A 19,788-nucleotide genomic window follows, 5' to 3' on the forward strand; every position below is an offset into this window, starting at 1 on the left:
ATCACTTACTACCGTTTTTGTTTTTAGTTCCCGCTAATCCGCGATGAACCAAAAATAAAGCCTTAGCATCTTTGCTAAGGCTTTATTAGAAACTCTGAGACGAGAGTGTCGCTAACTACATGATTTTCTGCATCACATCACCAATTTGAATGCTTCCCGCAAGGCTTGGCTGATCAATCGTGAGTTCCGCTTCGTTTTCGTAAACGCGAGAAACCGTTAGGGTGATGTCGCTTTGAGAAACCTTGTTGCGTGGCAAACCGCGTTGGTCGATAAACGAACCTGTGTGCCACAGTTGCAACTTGTCACCTTGTTGTACGCCATGCATTCGACCTAAATCAATGGTCACAGTGTTACCAAATACCGCTGCAACCTCTGGAAGGGTGATCTTACATGACACTTCCGATTCTAAGTCCAACATAATATTACGGCTAACACGCAGCATCATGCTGCCGTAGGTTGATGCCCAGAAACGGGCACTGCGGGTGTCGACTTCACTGGTCTTAGCAAATGGCCACTTTGCCACTTCACGATAGCTACGGTTGTAAACCTGATGTCCTGTTTTACCATCGAAGACTTGCATCTCTAACGCAAACTGGCGATTGATGATGTCGTCTTTCAACAGTTTGGACTCGATGGTCGCGGTTAAATCGGTAATGTCGCCACCAATGATGTATTGTGCGCCAGTGTCTTGGGCGATCATCTTGATCACTTCAGGTCGACGTTTGTCGATGTCGTAATTGGTCGTGCCAACGGAAACAAAGCTGCGAGACTCTTGCGCCAGCTGTCGATCTACGACATGACCAAAATCATCACCGATGTTATAGATTCTGCCCATTACAGCTTGCTGTGGGAAAGTCACATCGATGTTGCCGACCAAAAATGTCTTCTTATATTGGCTCTCATGGCAAGCATTTGCCGAAGGATAGATATCGATCCTTGCGGTGATCATTATATTGCCACTGCGTTTTTTCTCTTTTTCTACCAAGATGTAGCGCACTTCATGATTGGTAAATTGAAACTCTTTTTTGTTTGCGTCGAGGTAGGGCGTGAGGTTGGCAATGCTACCAATGTCGGCTCCTGAGAACTGGATCGCTTTATATACCGCGTCTTCCAGAGCATGGACCCTTGCCGTTTCCTCTGACGATACGATGGCTGCGGTACCGGTAACCTCATACCAAGAGGCATGAGCACTGAAGCTTATGGTTATCAGTGAACTTATTGAAAATAAGTAAGAAATTATTTTTTTCATCTATTCGTTACCAGTTGGGTATAAATATTGCTTAACAAATAACTATAAGCTTGAAGCTGACTTAAGTGCGTTTTTCTTAATCTGAACCATTAATGAAAAGCAAAGACTGTTCCAACATTGTAATCCATTGAAAAGAATAATGGTGAGAACATATTGGAACAGGGAGCACTAAACCTATCTGGAGATAAGATAATGAAAAAATGGCTCGTAGTAATGAGTGTCATGTTGTTGACCTCATGCGCTTATTCGCCAATCTATAACGGCAAGTCTGAATATTCAGGCAGTCAGTTTATGTTGATGGATAGCCCTCGTCATACCATGGATTTCTTCGTGGAAAGTATGACCGAAGATCTGATCATTTCGAATACGAGTATCTCAGCAAGAACTCCGATAGCGATTACGTCGTTTGTTGACCTGCAACACATGGACACAACGAACTGGCTAGGAAACTCGGTATCAGAAGGTTTCATTCATCAGTTTCAGCGTCGTGGCTTCAAGGTTGTTGATTTCAAAACAACAGGTTCTATTCAAGTGACTCATCAAGGTGACTTTGCGTTAAGCCGCGATTGGAAAGACTTAGCTCAAGAGCAAGACGTACAGTATGTACTGACAGGCACCATGCTTCGCCAAGAAGGCGGTGTACTAGTAAATGCTCGCGTTGTTGGCATGCAAACTCGAATTGTAGTAGCGACGGCACAAGGCTTCTTACCTGCAGACCGTATTGGCCGTGACCTAGATACTCTCAACAGTATTCGAACTCAAGATGGCGTGATCATTCGTTCCGATCCAACGATCAGTCAGCCTTATACTGTTATTCTTCGCCCTTAGGAGTTCGAGATGAAGAAGTTAATGTTTGTTGTTGCCGCTTTATTGCTTGTTGGCTGTCAGCCATTGCAGAGCATGAGACCTGATGATTTCTTAGTGGCTGTTGGCTATGCGAGTATCAGTGAGCAGAAAGGTCGTAACGACGAAGAGAGACGTATCCGCGCGATGAGAGCCTCTAAGATCGATGCTTATCGTGAGCTTGCTGAACAGGTTTACGGCATGCGAGTAAGCGGTCGAGCAGAACTTGAAGATCAACGGCTTGGTACAGAGCGTACGTCAGGTGCGGTTGATGGTGTTATCCGTGGCGCAGAAGTGGTGCGCAGTTACCCTGTGGGTGATAGCTACGTAACAGAGCTTCAGTTGGATATTCGCAAGATGGATCAGCTACGTAACTACGGTGAAGTTCAGGCAGTACCTGAGAAGAGACAACAAACACTGTTCTAATTTCGGTGTTCGAATTGAATATTCAGTGATATTGGCTGCTTTCGTTTTCCAGATGGCGTATCGGCAACCAATAACTAATATGAATGTAAAAGCGGCAAGTATGAAAATACTTGCCGCTTTTTTGTTTATCGATTTTGTCAGGGCGTTCAAAGGCTGATTAGGTGTTTTAATAAAAGATAACGACAGGAATAGTCTGAGATACAGATAAACGGTTAACAAGGGGTATTACTGAAGAGGAAGAGTTAACTTAACTAGGCTTTTACGTTGGTTCCCAGCGTAGAGATAGTATGCGTTTGACCACCGGCATTGTAGGTCATGCCAATTTTTCCGTGACTTTGCTGCATCATATTGCTGAGTTTTTTGAAGCTAAGGTGCGCTCGATTTAAGGCTTCGCCATTCACAAGGTTCGCTTGCTGGCAATCGTGCACTATGGACTGGATCTTAGTGACTAACTGAGCAAGTTCAGGGTTCTCGGTCAGTTCTGAGATATTGGTATGGGCTGCGATTCGCTGATCGGTTGATCTTAGTTGTTCAACTAGGACCACTTTTTCTTTGGCGATTCGCTCAATATCGTTTGATTGTCGGCTCGTAATAGCGGTTTTCTCTGAGCTTAGTAATTCAGATAAGGCTTTGGCATTTTGAAGTTGAAAATTAACTAAATCTGCTAGTGCCGCCATAACGTAAACCTATTCATAACCTCGTGTACTTTAAGACAATAACTTCAATCAAAAGTTAGTGTTTTCTTAAAGGCCTTTTAATTCATCTTCGAACTTGATCATGTTGTCAGCCAGTTTCTCTGGATCGACAGTGTATGAACCATTCGCAATTGCTTCTTTGATCGCTGCTACTTTCACAGAATCAAAGCTTGGCTGTGCTGCCATATCTTGGTGGAGCTGACCAATCGCTTTGCCTTGTTGGCTCAGTGAAACCGCATCTTTGCTTGCTGGTGATTTAGTTGATACATCAGAGCGTGATGCCTCAGAACTAGAATCAGAGCGTACTGCTGATCGGTTAGTGGTCGTTAGGGTTTGCCCTGAACGAATATTATCAATGCCTGCCATAGTTAAGCCTTTTTCTTCAAAAATGGGAACCTGTACAGTCAATATCGACCAAGGGTTCGAATACTTTAGCAATTTTTAGCTCAATAGTCGAAAAGGGACAAAACACCGCAGCCGTTATATTTGGCGTTAGAGTTGAGGGTGAAATCGCTAACGATACCGTCAATTTAGAAGTAAAGAGTTAAAAGTAAACCGTGACTTCAGACATGCTGGTAACAATCCCTTCAATTATACGCTGTGATTTATCATTTTTCACTCTTACTTGATCACCCATAGAGCCATCGGTAAGCGCAGTTCCTTTGGTGGTAATGGTCATGCCACCTTTTACTGCCTGTATGATAACCTTCTCGTTTCGGCACACGACACAGATATCACCTCTTTCTACAACATCGCCCGGTCTTAGGTTCTTTTTTACCTTAGCGCCGATGACCTGATGTGGAGCTGTGAAACCTTGGCGACGAAACTTGTTAAGAGAAATCATAGCGGTGGTGACATCGTATTGACCGACGATTTCGCCTCTCGCGAGTGAGCGAGTGGTGGTGACAAGAGGCACCGACATCGAAAGGCGCACCGGTACATAAACTCGCCACTCATCAGGAACACATTGCACTAAAACCGTAATACTGCTGCGGGTATTGGTGGTCGTTGAAGCGCTGGTCTCTAAAGGCACTGGGCAGTCTGTCGCTTTGATTCTTGAGTCAACATTTGCTGAATTAACAAAGAGTTCGCCACCTTGTGGCTGCTCAACTGTATCAAGGATATGTTGCTCCGCTGCAGACTGAATCATCTCAATTTGTTCTGGGGTCGCAGCTTGTACAAAAAAACTAAACAATATTGATAAAATGCCGATAAACTTAGCGACAGTTTTAAAAGTAGCTCTACACATTGCTATGGAAAGAGGTGGCAAATTTGTTTTATAATACGTCATTCCGTTTCTCTGGTGGTTCGTAGCCTGCAGTAGACTAACACTTTTTATACAAAAAAGTTTGATATGGAGATGAGCTCATGACGGGTATTCTTGATTCGGTGAATCAGCGTACGCAACTCGTCGGTCAAAACCGATTAGAATTACTAACCTTTCGCCTAATGGGGCGTCAGCGTTACGGCATTAATGTCTTTAAAGTAAAAGAAGTGCTGCAATGCCCTAAGCTGACAAAGATGCCAAACTTGAACCCACTGGTTAAAGGTGTAGCACACATTCGTGGCCAAACGATCTCTGTGATCGACTTGAGCTTAGCGATTGGTGGCCGTCCTACAACGGATATTGAAAAGTGTTTTGTGGTTATCTCTGAGTTTAACCGAACCATTCAAGGTTTCTTGGTAAGTTCAGTTGAGCGCATTATTAACATGCACTGGGAATCGATTCTTCCGCCGCCAGATGGCGCAGGTAGAGCTAACTACCTGACAGCGGTAACCAACATTGATAATGAATTGGTAGAAATTCTTGATGTTGAGAAGATCCTTGCAGAAATTTCTCCTGTTGATGAAACAATGGACAGCAAGATTGCTGAAGATATTGCGAAAGTAGAACAAGAGAAAGAACTGGTTCGCCGCATCTTGATTGCTGATGACTCGACCGTTGCTCGTAAGCAGGTTCAACGTGCTATTGAGTCGATTGGTTTTGAAGTTATCTCGGTGAAGGATGGTAAAGAAGCCTACGAGAAGCTGATACAGATGTCATCAGAAGGCAGTATTTACGATCAGATTTCATTGGTGATTTCTGATATCGAAATGCCAGAAATGGATGGATACACGCTGACTGCTGAGATTCGTCGTCACGCCGAACTTAAAGATTTATACGTAATTTTACACTCATCGTTGAGTGGTGTATTTAACCAAGCCATGGTTGAGCGTGTTGGAGCTAACTCCTTCATCGCTAAATTCAACCCAGATGAGCTTGGTGCAGCTGTAAAAGCTGCGTTAACTAACTAAAAGAGACATTAATGACTGCTATAACAATAAGTGATCAAGAGTATCGCGATTTCAGCCGTTTCTTAGAATCTCAATGTGGCATTGTATTAGGTGACAGCAAGCAGTATTTAGTGCGCAGTCGTCTAAGCCCATTAGTAACGAAGTTTAAGTTAGCTTCTTTGTCTGATTTGTTGAGAGATGTAGTAACAGGTCGAAACCGTGAGCTGCGTGTGGCTGCTGTCGATGCCATGACGACGAACGAGACACTTTGGTTCCGTGATACTTACCCGTTTGCTGTGCTTGCGGATAAGCTTCTACCGGAAATAGCGGCAAATAAACGTCCTATTAAGATTTGGTCTGCGGCAAGCTCTTCAGGCCAAGAAGCATACTCAATGGCAATGACGATTCTTGAAACTCAAGCTCGTAAGCCAGGTATGCTGCCAAATGTATCGATTACCGCAACTGACATCTCAGCAAGTATGTTGGATATGTGCCGCACTGGCGCTTACGACAACCTTGCATTGGGACGTGGACTTTCTCCAGAGCGCCGTCGTACTTTCTTTGAAGATGCGGGCGATGGCCGTATGAAAGTGAAAGATAACGTCAAGCGCATGGTGAACTTCCGCCCTCAGAACCTGATGGACAGCTATGCATTGTTAGGCAAGTTCGACATTATTTTCTGTCGTAACGTGCTGATTTACTTCTCGCCTGATATGAAGTCAAAGGTACTTAACCAGATGGCAAATAGCCTGAACCCTGGTGGGTACTTACTATTGGGCGCGTCTGAATCGTTAACAGGCTTAACCGATCGTTTTGAAATGGTTCGCTGTAATCCAGGCATCATCTACAAATTAAAGTAACGAGCGGCACCGATATTAGGTGTAAGGTTACCGTCTAAATTTAAAACCCAGCCAAGTGCTGGGTTTTCTTTTTCCTGCTTAAGCTATATCTTTAAGTCAGAGTGACATTCCAATTTACTCTATTTTTTGGCTTGTTTATTGCAAGTTTACCCACGAGTAACCTGTAAAAGCATTGATAGACCGCCTTGTTTCAAAAGTTGGTATATATATTGCTTTGGTTATTTCATAACAGTCAGTTCTTGAGTTGAGGTTTACATGGCTATTTCTTTTGACAATGCTTTGGGCATTCACCAGCACACAGTTGGTGTACGTGAGCGTAACGCTGAGGTGCTTTCCACCAATATCGCGCAAGCAAACACGCCTGGGTATAAAGCAAAGGGATTAGACTTTAAGAAATCACTGCAAGCGGCAAGTTCTGGGGCAAGCATTGGTCTTAGCCGTACAGATGGTCGGCACATTTCTGCCTCAACAACGGTGAACGGGGAAACGAAGTATCGCATTCCTACCCAACCTGATACAGGAGATGGCAACACGGTTGATTTGGATTTGGAAAGAAACCTTTTCATGCAAAACCAAATTAGGCATCAAGCCTCTCTCGACTTCTTAGGAAGTAAGTTCAAGAATTTAACTAAAGCGATTAAAGGGGAATAATTAGATGAGTTTATTCAATGTATTCAATGTGACTGGTTCTGCGATGAGTGCTGAATCTGTTCGTCTAAATACGACCTCGAGCAACCTTGCGAACGCGGACAGTGTAAGTAGTTCTGCTGAAGAAACTTACAAGGCTCGTCACGCAGTGTTCGGCGCTGAGTTAAATAAAGCACGCAACAGTGGTCACACTGTGCCTGTGAAAGTATTAGGTATTGTGGAAAGCGATAAGCCGCTAAGCGCGGAGTACAACCCGGATCACCCATTAGCGAACAACGAAGGCTATATCTACAAGCCTAATGTCAACGTTATGGAAGAAATGGCAAACATGATTTCGGCATCACGTGCGTACCAAACAAACGTACAGGTTGCTGACTCGAGTAAACAAATGCTGCTGCGTACGCTGCAGATGGGTCAATAAGGATAAGGAGGTAGCACATGGCTGGAATCAACAACAATGTTGGTCAAAGCGGCTTGTCCTATGTTGACCAGCTGAAGAGTCTTCAAGATGGCGCTAAAAAGCCCGACGAAACAACAGGTAAGCAGGATCTTAAACAAGAAGACTTCTTATCTTTGTTGACTAAGCAACTAGCACAACAAGACCCTTTCAAGCCGGTTAGCAATGACCAGATGATTGCGCAAATGGCTTCATTTGCGACCGTAGATGGCATTGGCAAAATGAATACACAGTTTGAAAGCTTGAATTCATCAATGACCTCTAACCAAGCTCTTCAGGCCTCCTCTTTAGTTGGGCGTGATGTATTGGTTCCTGGTGCGGCAGGTGTAAAACCCGGTGATGGCGGTATGGCGGCAATGGTTAAGCTTCCTCAGGCAATGGACAATGTAATGGTCCGTGTTGAGAACGAAGTTGGCCAATTGGTTCGCACATTTGATATCGGCTCTAAACCATCTGGTGATACACGTGTTGAATGGGACGGAAAAGACGAAGACGGTAACCCATTGCCGGCCGGTAAATACAACGTGAAAGCGTCGGGTTTGCTGGATGGCGAGAACACAGAGTTCCAAGTTTCCAGTTATGCGAACGTGAACAGTGTGCTTCTTGGTAAGGGCGATGGCAACGTACTACTCAATCTGGCTGGTTTCACATCGCCAGTACGACTTGCTGAAGTACTAGAAGTTGGTAAAGCGTAGCTCTTTATTGAGTGACTATGCTAGCTAGATAGATTAGGAGAATAATGGAATGTCATATGTAGCTTTAAGCGGCCTATCCGCTGCACAATTAGACCTGAATACAACCAGTAACAACATTGCGAACGCGAACACATTTGGCTTTAAAGAGTCTCGTGCCGAATTTGGTGATGTTTACTCAAGCTCGTTGTTCACTAACGCAAAAACGACGGCAGGTGGCGGTGCGCAAGCTAGCCAAGTGGCGCAACAGTTCCACGAAGGTTCAAGTATTTATACGAACAACCCAATGGACTTACGTGTAAGTGGTACAGGTTTCTTTGCAGTATCGAAAGACCGCATGGTGCCAGAGATTAACGAATTAACGCGTAATGGTGCATTTCACCTAAACAAAGACAACTACATGGTTACCGCTAATGATGAGTTTCTTTTAGGTTACGATGTTGATCCAAACTCGGGGGAAGTTCTTTCTTATGCGCCAAAGCCTCTCGACATTCCTGCTGAGTTTGGTAAACCAAAACAGACAGAAAACATTGAAGTAGGGGTTAACCTTCCTGCAAACGGTGATCTTAAAGACCCGGCTGCATTTAACTTCAAAGATGCTGATACTTATAACCGTGCAACGTCTTCGACGGTATACGATTCTATGGGTCAGTCTTACAAGTTAACGACTTACTACCTCAAAGATCAGACTCAACCAAACACTTGGCAAACGTACTACACCATGTCAGATGAGAACGGTGAAAAGCCGGTCAACATTACTGGTGGTGATGCGACGAATGCACAAGGTCATGTTGGTCACACAATGAAGTTCAACAATGACGGTACGTTAGCAAGCCTAAACAATGGTCAGCCGATTAACTCGGAACCACTGGGTGCTGGTGCGAACCCTATTGACTTGAACGGTGCTGATCCAACTCAAGTGCTTAAGTTTGGTTTAGATTCTTCAACTCAGTTTGCCGCTCCGTTTGAATTGACTAAGTTTGATGAAGATGGCGCGACAACAGGTTTCTTAACAAAAATCGATTTCGATGAGTACGGCAGTGTTCTAGGTACTTATTCAAATGGTGAAAACGTGATGCTTGGCCGTGTAGGCTTGGTTCGTGTACCAAATGAGCAAGGTCTGGATAAGAAAGGCGGTACTCAATGGGATTCTACCAACGACTCTGGTGACAAGATCTGGGGTGAATCGAACAAAGGTTCATTTGGTAGCATCAACAACGGCTCGCTAGAGCAGTCGAACATCGATATGACTCAAGAACTGGTTGATTTGATTTCTGCTCAACGTAACTTCCAGGCGAACTCGCGTTCTCTAGAAGTACACAACCAGCTACAACAGAATATTCTTCAGATTCGTTAATCGTTTAAAGCGTTTGAATCATCTGCGAATACCCAATTCAATGTTATTGAATTGGGTATTGTTGTTTGTCTTTTTATTTGCCGCCCCTATTGCCGCCCGGTAATGCCACTGGCAACAATTCTTCCTCAATGATCCTTTGATGATCACCCTTCTTGTTCGTTTTCTATTTAAATTATTGATAAATAACAGTTAAAAATATTGGCACAGTGTTTGCTTTATTAGCCCCAGAAGATGATTTTTGGAGCAAAATTATGGATCGCGCACTGTTTCTTGCCATGAGTGGCGCTAAGCAAAATATGCAAGCTTTGCAGCTACGTGCAAACAACCTTGCCAACGTAAGTACAACGGGTTTCCGTGCTGATTTAGCACAGGCACGTTCAATGCAAGCGTATGGCGAAGGCATGCCTACTCGTGTTTTCAGCATGACAGAGCGTCCGGGTCATAATTTCGCTCAGGGTAGTGTGGTTACTACTGGCCGAGATCTAGACGTTACCATTCAAGGTGATGGTTGGATTTCAGTGATGGACAATACTGGCCGTGAAGGTTTAACACGTAACGGTAACCTAAGGGTTGACCAAAACGGTTTACTAACCAACGCAAGCGGTCACTTAGTGCTTGGTGAAAACGATGCACCAATCACGCTGCCAATCCCAATCAGCAAAGTAGAAATTGGTACAGACGGTACGATTTCGGTGATTCCTCAAGGCGCTCCAGCTGAAGAATTGGCCGTGGTTGATCGTATTAAGCTTGTACGTCCAGACAACCAAAGTTTGTTTAAAGACACGAATGGTCTATTCCGTTCGAAAAACCCAGATCAGGCATACGAAGCAGATGCAGCGGTAACGTTGCTAAAAGGTGCTATCGAAGGCAGTAACGTAAATGCCGTAGGTGAAATGACCAGCCTAATTGACTTACAACGTCAGTTTGAAATGCAGGTCAAAATGATGAGCACAGCAGAGGAAATGGACAAGTCGTCTGATTCACTGCTTCGTATGAGCTAATAGAATTTAAAGGACATTGCTATGCATCCAGCATTATGGGTAAGTAAAACGGGTTTAGACGCCCAACAAACCAATATCTCAACGATTTCGAACAACCTTGCCAACGCCTCGACCATTGGTTTTAAAAAGAGCCGCGCGGTATTTGAAGATCTGTTCTACCAGAATATTAATCAACCGGGTGGTCAATCGTCTCAGAATACTGAGCTGCCAAGTGGTTTGATGCTGGGTGCCGGTTCTAAGGTCGTCGCGACTCAAAAAGTGCACACTCACGGTAACGCACAAACGACATCTAACAGCCTAGACATGATGATTGAAGGCGACGGTTTCTTCCAAGTTGAAATGCCAGACGGTGAAACAGGTTACAGCCGCAATGGTCAGTTCACACTGAACGGTGAAGGCGCGATCGTAACGTCGGGCCAAGGTTATCCTCTACAACCAGAAATTGTGATTCCTGAAGACGCGATCTCGGTAACGGTTGGTAACGACGGTGAAGTATCGGTTCGTCTACGTGGCGAGCAAAACAACGTCGTGGTTGGTCAAATTACCATTACTGACTTTGTAAACCCAGGTGGTCTAGAGCCAGTAGGTCAAAACCTTTATTTGCCAACTGGCGCGAGTGGCGACCCACAAGAGGGTGTACCGGGTTTTGATGGCCTGGGTAACATCCGCCAATCGATGCTAGAAACATCGAACGTAAACGTAACCGAAGAGCTGGTAAACATGATTGAAGCTCAGCGTGTATACGAAATGAATTCGAAAGTTATCTCGTCAGTAGACAAGATGATGAGCTTTGTTAACCAACAGCTGTAATTGGTTTATTCGCCGTTTACTTTTTTAATTAATCTATCTGTTTTTGCTAATTGACCCATTTACCACTGCCTGCTGAGAGTATATCGCCATGAAACGTATTTTTTGTTTAGCCCTGTTAGCTTCGATGACTGGTTGTACAGTACTGGATCCAATTGAGACGCCAGCACAAGAGAACGCGACCACAGTGGTTGATGCGGTTGAAGGCGATAAGTCGGCAGAAGAAAGTTCAGGAATTATCGACACGCTTCGTGGGCGAACCGATCCAATTGCTGGTGACCCTGCATGGGCGCCAATCAACCCCAAGCAGAAGCCAGAGCATTATGCAGCGGCAACGGGCTCACTGTTTAATGTGAACCACATTGGCAGTATGTATGACGACTCAAAGCCTCGTGGTATTGGTGACATCATCACTGTAGCGCTAGATGAGAATACTCGAGCGACCAAAAAAGCCAACGCAGACATGTCTAAGTCGAATGATGCATCAATGGAGCCGCTGGCTGTTGGTGGTCAAGATCTGACGATCGACAAGTACAACTTCTCTTATGATCTGAGTAACACCAATACTTTTGCTGGTGATGCGTCAGCCAACCAAAGTAACAGCATCAGCGGCTACATTACCGTTGAAGTCATCGAAGTATTAGCTAATGGCAACCTAGTGGTTCGTGGTGAGAAGTGGATGACACTGAACACCGGCGATGAGTACATCCGCCTAAGCGGTACCATCCGTCCAGACGATATTGACTTCGAAAATACCATTGCTTCAAACCGTGTTTCTAACGCACGAATTCAGTACTCAGGGACTGGCGTACAGAAAGATATGCAAGAGCCTGGATTCTTGGCACGATTCTTTAATGTATCTCTGTAGAGCTTGATAGGACGACGACATACTGACAGCCTCTATCACTGAGCCACATTTAGCTAAGCTATTATAAATTAAAGCAATACAGACAGGTTACTCAATGAAAAAACTGACACTCGTACTATTCGGCATGCTATTTCTTGCCACCAGTGCCCATGCTGCGCGAATCAAAGACGTGGCAAAAGTGGCGGGTGTTCGTAGTAACCAACTTGTCGGTTATGGTTTGGTCACGGGCTTGCCGGGTACTGGTGAGACAACTCCCTTTACCGATCAAACATTTAACGCAATGCTGCAAAATTTTGGCATCCAATTGCCGCCCGGCACTAAGCCAAAAACCAAAAACGTCGCGGCTGTTATTGTGACTGCTGAACTGCCAGCATTCTCTAAGCAAGGCCAAGAAGTTGACGTAACCGTTTCTTCTATCGGTTCAGCAAAAAGCCTTCGTGGTGGTACCTTGCTACAGACCTTCTTGAAAGGTCTAGACGGTCAAGTGTATGCGGTCGCGCAGGGTAACTTGGTGGTAAGTGGCTTTAGTGCACAAGGTAACGACGGTTCTAAGATTGTCGGTAACAACCCTAACGTTGGTATCATCTCTAGCGGTGCGACGGTTGAACAAGAGATCCCAACGCCATTCGGTCGTGGTGACTACATCACCTTCAACCTAATCCAATCAGATTTCACAACGGCTCAGCGTATGGCTGATGCGGTTAATAATTTCCTAGGCCCACAAATGGCTTCAGCGGTAGACGCAACTTCAGTAAAAGTTCGTGCACCGCGTGAAATCAGCCAGCGTGTAGCATTCTTGTCGGCTATCGAAAACATCGAGTTCGACCCTGCTGAAGGCTCTGCAAAAATCATCGTCAACTCTCGTACAGGTACGATTGTGGTTGGTAAGCACGTTCGCCTAAAAGCGGCGGCGGTCACCCACGGTGGTATGACGGTTGCAATTAAAGAAAATCTAAACGTAAGCCAACCGAATGCATTCTCTGATGGCCAAACGGTAGTGGTCCCTGATTCTGATATCGAAATCACGGAAGGCGATGGTAAGATGTTCAAATTTGAACCTGGCCTAACGCTGGACGATTTGGTACGCGCAGTCAATGAAGTGGGCGCTGCACCTTCTGATTTAATGGCAATCCTTCAAGCACTGAAACAAGCGGGTGCGATTGAAGGCCAATTGATCATTATCTAAGGAATAAAGCATGATTAAGAATAACAATGACATCGGCTTTATTCACGACATCGGTAGTTTAGACCGTCTTCGTCAACAAGCGGTAAACGGTGAAGAAGGTAGCGAGAAAGAAGCATTAACCGCGGCGGCAAAACAGTTTGAATCGATTTTCACCTCGATGTTGTTTAAGTCAATGCGCGATGCTAACTCGAGCTTTAAGTCGGATATGTTGAACAGCCAGAACGAGCAGTTCTATCGTCAGATGCAAGATGACCAAATGGCGAGTGAGTTAAGCGCTTCAGGTTCATTAGGTCTTGCAGATATGATCGTGGCTCAACTAAGCGCTGGCCAAGCAAGCGATACGTCTGAAGAGAAGGTTCGCAGTGAAGGCTTTGATGCTTCATTGCAAAGACCGCAATATTCAGGCCGTTCGGAAGAGCGAGCGTCAGACGTTCAACCTGCGCAAGCAGCAAAACAGCCAGTATCCTTTGATTCTCCAGAATCGTTTGTGACCTCAATGAAGCCTTACGCGGAAAAAGCGGCAAGTGCGCTTGGTGTGGACTCGTCTCTTCTATTGGCACAAGCTGCCCTTGAAACGGGTTGGGGTTCTAAAATGGTTAAGAACTCTTTGGGCAACAGCAATAACTTATTTAACATCAAAGCAGATAGAAGTTGGAAGGGCGATAAGGTCGCGACTCAAACTCTTGAGTTCCATGGCAAAACCGCCGTTAAAGAGTCAGCTTCCTTCCGTTCTTACTCTAATTTCGAAGATAGCTTTAATGATTACGTGAAGTTCTTGAACGAAAATCCAAGATACGAAACGGCGCTACAGCATCAAGGCAATTCAGAGAATTTCATCAAAGGTATTCATCAGGCTGGTTACGCAACTGACCCTAACTATGCAGACAAGGTTTTACGAGTTAAAGCCAAGATTGATGAGATGAACTAGCGTCATAAATCAACATAGAGAGCTTGCTACTGGCAGGCTCTTTTCTTCTCCGCCCCTTCAGTTCTTACGCGTAATCCATAGTTATCTCCTTACACTTCAATAAATTATCGTCTTTTAATTTCCTGTTGTTTGTGTTGGCACACATATTGCATTTATCTTAGTAATATACGGTTGTAGTTAATCAGTTCATTCTGGTTTTGTTAAGTTTTTTGGGGGCATTATGGCGTCGGATCTTCTGAATGTAGGGGCACAAAGTGTTCTTACGGCTCAGAGACAGCTCAACACCACAGGTCATAACATTTCTAACGCTAACACAGAGGGCTATAGCCGCCAGTCTGTGATTCAAGGTGTGAATGACCCGCGCCAGTACGGTGGGCAATCCTACGGTATGGGTGTACATGTGGAAAATGTTCGCCGCTCTTGGGATCAGTTTGCCGTCAAAGAACTTAACTTATCGACAACCAATGCCGCCAACAAAGGCGATACCGAAGCCAACCTCGATATGCTGTCGAGCATGTTGTCGTCGGTCGCTTCAAAGAAGATTCCAGAAAACCTCAACGAATGGTTTGATTCCGTTAAGACTCTCGCCGATACCCCAAATGATGTGGGTGCGCGTAAGGTCGTGTTAGAGAAAGCAGGCCTTGTAACTAAAACCTTGAATGAATTTCATGAAACAGTTCGTCAACAGTCTGATTCTACGAATAAAAAATTAGATATGGGTATCGAGCGAGTTAACCAACTTGCGTACGAGATCCGTGATGTTCAGCGTTTAATGATGCGAACTCCTGGGCCTCATAATGACCTACGAGATCAGCATGAAAAGTTGATTAATGAGCTTTCTGGTTACACCAAAGTTACGGTGACACCACGCTCAAATGCCGAAGGGTTTAATGTCCATATTGGTAATGGCCATACCTTGGTCTCTGGTAGTGAAGCGAGTCAGCTGAAGATGGTTGATGGCTTACCCGATGCACATCAGCGCCGCCTAGCGATTGTTGAAGGTAAGTCTTTAAAACCGATCACCAGCAGTGATATCGACGGAAAAATCGGCGCCATGCTAGACATGCGTGACGAACATATCCCAGCAATCATGGATGAGCTTGGTCGTTTGGCGACCGCGTTTTCATATGAGGTCAATAGTCTTCAAGAACAAGGTTTGGATCTTAACGGCAACGTAGGTAAGGACTTGTTTACCGACGTGAACTCAGAGCTGGTGGCAAAATCTCGTGTCACGGCTAGCGGGCAATCGAAAGCCGATGTTGCGGTATACATTGATGATACTTCTGCCTTAAAAGGCGGTGAGTATGGACTGAAATACGATGGCAGTGATTATGTCGTGACTAAGCCGAACGGTGAGACCGTTAAGATGGCGACCGACTCTAGCGGTAGTGCTTTTTATCTTGATGGCATGCGAGTGGAAGTACGTAACCCTCCTGAACTAGGAGAGAAACTGTTACTGCGTCCAACGCGTAATTTTGCTGCGCAGATTCATATGGAAACCAAAGACCCGAAAGACATTGCTGCGCAAAGTTATGAGGCATCGACCACGTTTGCCAAGGGTACAGCGGGATTTAAAATCCTAGAAGCAGGTCAACTGCGTGAGTTTGAAGTGATTGTCTCACCAAAAGGTGAGCAGTTTGCTGTGACGGATCCGAAGGGTAACATTTTAATGCAGCCTCAACCGTATCCGCCACAAGGGCCAGTGACCATCAACGGTACAACGTTTGAGCTCACACCCGGTGCGGTGGCAAATGATAAGTTTACGGCAAACCTTGTCCCATCAGAAGGTGACAACGGTAACCTGCGTAAGCTACAAGATCTTCAAACAGGAAAGCTGTTGAATGATGGTGAGTCTACGATTTTAGACCTTTACCACAACTTGAATACTAATACGGGCTTGAAGTCTTCAACGGCAAATCGCCTGAGTGATATTGCGACATTAGAAAAACAGTCGGCTCAAGAACGTATTGCTTCTATCTCGGGAGTAAACCTCGATGAAGAAGCGGCAAACATGATGAAATTTCAGCAAGCGTATATGGCTTCTTCACGCATCATGCAAGCAGCCAACGATACGTTTAACACTATTTTGGCTCTGAGATAGGAAGGTATAAATGTTGAATCGTATCTCTAGCTTCCATAATTATCAGTCAGTACAAAACGACTTGCGCCGTCAAGAGAACAAGGTGCATCACAACCAAGCACAACTTGCTTCGGGTAAGAAGTTACAGTCGCCAAGTGATGACCCATTAGCGACGCACTATTTACAGAACATTGGTCAGCAGTCAGAACAGCTTAAACAGTATGTCGATGCGATTACTCTAGTCAGAAACCGTCTTGAGCATCATGAAGTATTGGTTTCTAACACTGAAGGCTTTGCTGATGAAGCAAAACGAACCGTGATGGAAATGATCAACGGTGCGCTTTCTCCGGAAGACCGTTTAGCTAAGAAGCGTGAAATTCAAGAACTGGCGAATAACTTCCTGCATTTAGCCAACTCTCAAGATGAGTCGGGTAACTACACGTTTGCAGGCACTAAGCCGAAAAATCAGCCTTTCTTTCGAGATAACGAAGGGAATGTGACATATCAAGGTGATGACTACCAACGCAAGATGCGTGTGGCAAGCAGCTTTGAAATGGCAATGAATGATCCGGGCAGCAAGATGTTTATGGAAATAGACAACCCGTTCGGTGACTACGAACCTCAGTACGAGCTTGAACCTGCGTCTGAGTTATTGCTCGGGCGTGCGACCAACAGCGATGAAGATGGGTCTACTTATAAAGTGACGTTTGTCGACATGCAGACGGGCAATTTCGCTTATCAGCTTGAAAAAGACGGCGCAGTGGTTGCGGCAGAAGATTTTGATCCTTCGACAGGCATTGTTTATGAAGGGCTGAATATTCAAATCAAAGGCCAAATCACTAAAGGTGATTCGATCACCTTAGAACCACGAGAGACTTTCTCTATCTTTGATACGTTCAAAGAGGCTGCTGAGCAGGCTGAAAACCCGGTATCGGATGCATCAGCAACAGCGAAACTGCACCAAGTAACTGAAGAGTTCCACGCTGCGTTTATCCATTTGACCAAGGCAAGAACCGATGTTGGTGCACGCTTGAGTACTTTGGATATTCAAGAGCAACAACATGAAGATTTCAAGTTGTCTTTAGCAAAAGCAAAAAGCAACTTTGAAGACTTGGATTACTCGAAAGCGATCATTGAGTTCAATGAAAACTCTCGAGCACTACAAGCTTCTCAACAAGCGTTTGGCAAAACCAAAGACCTGACCTTGTTTAACTATATTTAATGATCAATCGGTATTTAATGGTGGCTTGTCGATCACCATGGCGTTGATTCCTTGCCGTATGTGCTATGCCATACGTGCGAATGACGCCACAGTTTGCCGCTTTTTTGTACGAAGCATGATGTTTCTAGAATAGCGGCAAAAAACGGCAATAAGGAAGGTGAATGTTTTTCATCTTCTAATAGTAGAAAATCATAATTGCGCAGTGTTGTTTGTAAGCTTCTGATTTTTAGATAATTAAAAAATTATTTATATGATATTAAACTTGGCATACAACTTGTATCTGTGTTGGTTATAAATGATTAATACAGATCTTAAACCTTGTATAGGGTTTATCGAGTAATACACGGTCAGTGCTTATCCATATGAGAGTAAAGCTGGCCGCTTCGCAGAAACTTTGCGAACTCATAAGGAGAGCAAAATGGCTATCAATGTAAGCACTAACGTATCTGCTATGACAGCACAGCGTTACCTGAATAAAGCATCTAATGACTTAGCGACTTCTATGGAGCGTTTGTCATCTGGTCACAAGATCAACAGCGCGAAAGATGATGCGGCAGGTCTGCAAATCTCGAACCGTCTAACCGCTCAGTCTCGTGGTCTTGATGTGGCAATGCGTAATGCCAACGACGGTATTTCGATTGCTCAAACAGCAGAAGGCGCGATGAACGAATCGACTAACGTACTACAACGTATGCGTGATCTAGCGATTCAATCATCAAACGGCACTAACTCGCCGGCAGAGCGTACTGCACTGAACGAAGAGTCAATGGCACTTCAAGATGAGCTTAACCGTATTGCGGAAACCACATCGTTTGGTGGTCGTCGTCTACTGAACGGTTCATTCGGTGAAGCTTCATTCCAGATCGGTTCTAACTCTGGTGAAGCAATGATCATGGCTCTGACAAGTATCCGTGCAGATGACTACCGTATGGGTGGTACTACGTTCGATTCAGAAAACGCGAAAGATAAGAACTGGGAAGTGCCGCCAACAGCGAGCGATCTTAAGTTCGAATTCAAAACCAAAGCGGGTGAAGACATCGTTTTAGATATCAATACCAAAGCGGGCGATGATATCGAAGAGCTTGCGACTTACATTAATGGTCAGTCTGATCTTGTGAACGCATCGGTTACTGATGATGGTCGCATTCAACTGTTCGTTGCTGAACCTGACCTTGACGGCCCAATGTCTATCTCTGGTGGTCTAGCGTCTGAGCTAGGTATTAAGAGTGAAGGCCGCGCAACATCGGTTCAAGATATTAGTTTGATGAGCGTAGCAGGATCACAGAATGCTATTAGCGTGATTGATTCTGCAATGAAATACGTAGATTCACAGCGTGCTGATTTGGGTGCAAAGCAGAACCGTCTAAGCCACAGTATTAATAACTTGGCAAACGTACAAGAGAACGTAGACGCTTCAAACAGCCGAATCAAAGATACGGACTTTGCGAAAGAGACGACGCAAATGACCAAATCACAAATTCTGCAACAAGCAGGTACTTCGATACTTGCTCAAGCGAAACAGTTGCCTAACTCTGCGATGTCACTATTGCAATAGTTATTGGTTGAACTCGCTGCTCGTGTTCAGACGTGAGCCATGCAGCAAGGGAAACTGGCAAGCATACTTACTATTGAGTGTTTAGCTCTCTCATCTCTCACCTGCTATCCATTTTTACAGTAAGAATGCAACGGCAAGTCGGAAATGTGTTCATTTCTCGATGATCTCCACACAGGCTCTGACGCGCCAACTAGCCCCGGTTCTCTCAAAGGAAAAGGGGCTTTTTCCTTTCTGTATTTCTTGTTTTTGCTATTTACTTTCCTGCGAATTTTCTCGCTCTACCTTTTTCAAATCTCTATTTGACTGTTCTTCTTCACGATAAATAATCTCATCTATTACACAAGATCTGCCTAACTCGGAGATCTTTGGCGATTGATCATTTCTCCACCTTGAGCCATTTAGACGGCGGTTCGTACGCTTTCTGAACAGATTAAGATCTTTTTCCAATTGAAATCTATCGCTGTATTAGAAAATGATGAAAATTAAGTTGTTGATAAATATTAGATTAATATTTTTTTTGTGGTTTTTTGAAAGTTTTTCTAAAGCTTCTGATTTTCGCGCCGTTATTAAAAGTAACTTTGAGAGAACTACTTGGTTTTCCGAGACGTCGGAAACCGCTATACCGGAAAATCAATTGGAG

20 protein-coding genes are annotated in these 19,788 nt (G+C 44.6%); 16 read left to right on the forward strand and 4 right to left on the reverse strand.

Features of this window, described 5'->3' with window-relative positions:
• Nucleotides 1-115 precede the first annotated feature (115 nt).
• Nucleotides 116-1,249: a flagellar assembly protein FlgT gene (locus AB6E78_RS21045; RefSeq protein WP_371720991.1), complete on the reverse strand. Its 1,134-nt coding sequence runs from the start codon at nucleotides 1,247-1,249 to the stop codon at nucleotides 116-118.
• A gap of 192 nt (nucleotides 1,250-1,441) precedes the next feature.
• On the opposite strand from AB6E78_RS21045, the gene AB6E78_RS21050 reads away from it, so the two are divergent.
• Both AB6E78_RS21050 and flgP read left to right on the forward strand, forming a co-directional pair.
• On the forward strand, nucleotides 1,442-2,077 hold the full coding sequence (locus AB6E78_RS21050; RefSeq protein ID WP_017064137.1) for a FlgO family outer membrane protein: 636 nt from the start codon (nucleotides 1,442-1,444) through the stop codon (nucleotides 2,075-2,077).
• Nucleotides 2,078-2,086: 9 nt separating this feature from the next.
• On the forward strand, nucleotides 2,087-2,518 hold the full coding sequence (flgP, locus tag AB6E78_RS21055; protein WP_016791311.1) for a flagellar assembly lipoprotein FlgP: 432 nt from the start codon (nucleotides 2,087-2,089) through the stop codon (nucleotides 2,516-2,518).
• A gap of 251 nt (nucleotides 2,519-2,769) precedes the next feature.
• Here flgP and AB6E78_RS21060 read toward each other — a convergent pair whose 3' ends face one another.
• The 3 genes from AB6E78_RS21060 to flgA all read right to left on the reverse strand — a co-directional run bounded on the left by AB6E78_RS21060 (nucleotide 2,770) and on the right by flgA (nucleotide 4,504).
• Complete coding sequence (locus AB6E78_RS21060) at nucleotides 2,770-3,195, reverse strand: flagella synthesis protein FlgN (RefSeq protein WP_017064136.1); 426 nt, start codon at nucleotides 3,193-3,195, stop codon at nucleotides 2,770-2,772.
• Nucleotides 3,196-3,261: 66 nt separating this feature from the next.
• A complete protein-coding gene (flgM, locus tag AB6E78_RS21065) occupies nucleotides 3,262-3,579 on the reverse strand; it encodes a flagellar biosynthesis anti-sigma factor FlgM (RefSeq protein ID WP_017062263.1) in 318 nt (105 codons plus the stop codon).
• Nucleotides 3,580-3,757: 178 nt separating this feature from the next.
• On the reverse strand, nucleotides 3,758-4,504 hold the full coding sequence (gene flgA, locus AB6E78_RS21070; protein ID WP_017064135.1) for a flagellar basal body P-ring formation chaperone FlgA: 747 nt from the start codon (nucleotides 4,502-4,504) through the stop codon (nucleotides 3,758-3,760).
• 77 nt (nucleotides 4,505-4,581) lie between these two features.
• Between flgA and AB6E78_RS21075 the strand changes: the two genes are divergently transcribed.
• The 14 genes from AB6E78_RS21075 (at nucleotide 4,582) to AB6E78_RS21140 (ending at nucleotide 19,148) form a co-directional block, all read left to right on the forward strand.
• The gene (locus AB6E78_RS21075) at nucleotides 4,582-5,508 is read left to right on the forward strand and encodes a chemotaxis protein CheV (RefSeq protein WP_017066180.1); all 927 of its coding nucleotides are present in this window, start codon (nucleotides 4,582-4,584) and stop codon (nucleotides 5,506-5,508) included.
• An 11-nt stretch (nucleotides 5,509-5,519) separates the two neighbouring features.
• Entirely contained in the window at nucleotides 5,520-6,347 is an 828-nt protein-coding gene (locus tag AB6E78_RS21080) for a protein-glutamate O-methyltransferase (protein ID WP_004736174.1), read from the forward strand.
• A gap of 255 nt (nucleotides 6,348-6,602) precedes the next feature.
• Nucleotides 6,603-6,998: a flagellar basal body rod protein FlgB gene (gene flgB / locus AB6E78_RS21085; protein WP_004736175.1), complete on the forward strand. Its 396-nt coding sequence runs from the start codon at nucleotides 6,603-6,605 to the stop codon at nucleotides 6,996-6,998.
• 4 nt (nucleotides 6,999-7,002) lie between these two features.
• Nucleotides 7,003-7,416 carry a flagellar basal body rod protein FlgC gene (gene flgC / locus AB6E78_RS21090; RefSeq protein WP_004736176.1) on the forward strand — a complete coding sequence of 138 codons (414 nt, stop codon included), beginning with the start codon at nucleotides 7,003-7,005 and terminating at the stop codon, nucleotides 7,414-7,416.
• A 17-nt stretch (nucleotides 7,417-7,433) separates the two neighbouring features.
• Entirely contained in the window at nucleotides 7,434-8,147 is a 714-nt protein-coding gene (flgD, locus tag AB6E78_RS21095; protein WP_010439286.1) for a flagellar hook assembly protein FlgD, read from the forward strand.
• Nucleotides 8,148-8,196: 49 nt separating this feature from the next.
• A complete protein-coding gene (flgE, locus tag AB6E78_RS21100) occupies nucleotides 8,197-9,501 on the forward strand; it encodes a flagellar hook protein FlgE (RefSeq protein WP_017062260.1) in 1,305 nt (434 codons plus the stop codon).
• Between the two features lie 251 nt (nucleotides 9,502-9,752).
• A complete protein-coding gene (flgF, locus tag AB6E78_RS21105) occupies nucleotides 9,753-10,502 on the forward strand; it encodes a flagellar basal-body rod protein FlgF (protein ID WP_017056855.1) in 750 nt (249 codons plus the stop codon).
• Nucleotides 10,503-10,523: 21 nt separating this feature from the next.
• Nucleotides 10,524-11,312 (forward strand): flagellar basal-body rod protein FlgG, encoded by a 789-nt coding sequence (gene flgG, locus AB6E78_RS21110; protein ID WP_017062259.1) that lies wholly within the window; start codon nucleotides 10,524-10,526, stop codon nucleotides 11,310-11,312.
• Between the two features lie 88 nt (nucleotides 11,313-11,400).
• Nucleotides 11,401-12,177, forward strand: a complete 777-nt coding sequence (gene flgH, locus AB6E78_RS21115) for a flagellar basal body L-ring protein FlgH (protein ID WP_017071817.1) — start codon at nucleotides 11,401-11,403, stop codon at nucleotides 12,175-12,177.
• A 94-nt stretch (nucleotides 12,178-12,271) separates the two neighbouring features.
• A complete protein-coding gene (locus tag AB6E78_RS21120; RefSeq protein WP_372134167.1) occupies nucleotides 12,272-13,363 on the forward strand; it encodes a flagellar basal body P-ring protein FlgI in 1,092 nt (363 codons plus the stop codon).
• 10 nt (nucleotides 13,364-13,373) lie between these two features.
• Complete coding sequence (gene flgJ / locus AB6E78_RS21125; protein WP_017064131.1) at nucleotides 13,374-14,291, forward strand: flagellar assembly peptidoglycan hydrolase FlgJ; 918 nt, start codon at nucleotides 13,374-13,376, stop codon at nucleotides 14,289-14,291.
• A gap of 220 nt (nucleotides 14,292-14,511) precedes the next feature.
• Nucleotides 14,512-16,392 carry a flagellar hook-associated protein FlgK gene (gene flgK, locus AB6E78_RS21130; protein ID WP_017067655.1) on the forward strand — a complete coding sequence of 627 codons (1,881 nt, stop codon included), beginning with the start codon at nucleotides 14,512-14,514 and terminating at the stop codon, nucleotides 16,390-16,392.
• Between the two features lie 10 nt (nucleotides 16,393-16,402).
• Nucleotides 16,403-17,593: a flagellar hook-associated protein FlgL gene (flgL, locus tag AB6E78_RS21135; RefSeq protein WP_017064129.1), complete on the forward strand. Its 1,191-nt coding sequence runs from the start codon at nucleotides 16,403-16,405 to the stop codon at nucleotides 17,591-17,593.
• Between the two features lie 418 nt (nucleotides 17,594-18,011).
• The gene (locus AB6E78_RS21140; RefSeq protein WP_017069005.1) at nucleotides 18,012-19,148 is read left to right on the forward strand and encodes a flagellin; all 1,137 of its coding nucleotides are present in this window, start codon (nucleotides 18,012-18,014) and stop codon (nucleotides 19,146-19,148) included.
• Nucleotides 19,149-19,788 lie beyond the last annotated feature (640 nt).

It is taken from the genome of Vibrio sp. 10N.247.310.98, assembly GCF_041467395.1.
In the GTDB taxonomy this organism is placed as follows: domain Bacteria; phylum Pseudomonadota; class Gammaproteobacteria; order Enterobacterales; family Vibrionaceae; genus Vibrio; species Vibrio crassostreae_C.

Bases quoted from the DNA above. Each gene is read 5' to 3' on its own strand.
- AB6E78_RS21045 (WP_371720991.1), bottom strand. From the start codon at position 1,249: ATGAAAAAAATAATTTCTTACTTATTTTCAATAAGTTCACTGATAACC.
- AB6E78_RS21050 (WP_017064137.1), top strand. From the start codon at position 1,442: ATGAAAAAATGGCTCGTAGTAATGAGTGTCATGTTGTTGACCTCATGC.
- flgP (WP_016791311.1), top strand. From the start codon at position 2,087: ATGAAGAAGTTAATGTTTGTTGTTGCCGCTTTATTGCTTGTTGGCTGT.
- AB6E78_RS21060 (WP_017064136.1), bottom strand. From the start codon at position 3,195: ATGGCGGCACTAGCAGATTTAGTTAATTTTCAACTTCAAAATGCCAAA.
- flgM (WP_017062263.1), bottom strand. From the start codon at position 3,579: ATGGCAGGCATTGATAATATTCGTTCAGGGCAAACCCTAACGACCACT.
- flgA (WP_017064135.1), bottom strand. From the start codon at position 4,504: ATGACGTATTATAAAACAAATTTGCCACCTCTTTCCATAGCAATGTGT.
- AB6E78_RS21075 (WP_017066180.1), top strand. From the start codon at position 4,582: ATGACGGGTATTCTTGATTCGGTGAATCAGCGTACGCAACTCGTCGGT.
- AB6E78_RS21080 (WP_004736174.1), top strand. From the start codon at position 5,520: ATGACTGCTATAACAATAAGTGATCAAGAGTATCGCGATTTCAGCCGT.
- flgB (WP_004736175.1), top strand. From the start codon at position 6,603: ATGGCTATTTCTTTTGACAATGCTTTGGGCATTCACCAGCACACAGTT.
- flgC (WP_004736176.1), top strand. From the start codon at position 7,003: ATGAGTTTATTCAATGTATTCAATGTGACTGGTTCTGCGATGAGTGCT.
- flgD (WP_010439286.1), top strand. From the start codon at position 7,434: ATGGCTGGAATCAACAACAATGTTGGTCAAAGCGGCTTGTCCTATGTT.
- flgE (WP_017062260.1), top strand. From the start codon at position 8,197: ATGTCATATGTAGCTTTAAGCGGCCTATCCGCTGCACAATTAGACCTG.
- flgF (WP_017056855.1), top strand. From the start codon at position 9,753: ATGGATCGCGCACTGTTTCTTGCCATGAGTGGCGCTAAGCAAAATATG.
- flgG (WP_017062259.1), top strand. From the start codon at position 10,524: ATGCATCCAGCATTATGGGTAAGTAAAACGGGTTTAGACGCCCAACAA.
- flgH (WP_017071817.1), top strand. From the start codon at position 11,401: ATGAAACGTATTTTTTGTTTAGCCCTGTTAGCTTCGATGACTGGTTGT.
- AB6E78_RS21120 (WP_372134167.1), top strand. From the start codon at position 12,272: ATGAAAAAACTGACACTCGTACTATTCGGCATGCTATTTCTTGCCACC.
- flgJ (WP_017064131.1), top strand. From the start codon at position 13,374: ATGATTAAGAATAACAATGACATCGGCTTTATTCACGACATCGGTAGT.
- flgK (WP_017067655.1), top strand. From the start codon at position 14,512: ATGGCGTCGGATCTTCTGAATGTAGGGGCACAAAGTGTTCTTACGGCT.
- flgL (WP_017064129.1), top strand. From the start codon at position 16,403: ATGTTGAATCGTATCTCTAGCTTCCATAATTATCAGTCAGTACAAAAC.
- AB6E78_RS21140 (WP_017069005.1), top strand. From the start codon at position 18,012: ATGGCTATCAATGTAAGCACTAACGTATCTGCTATGACAGCACAGCGT.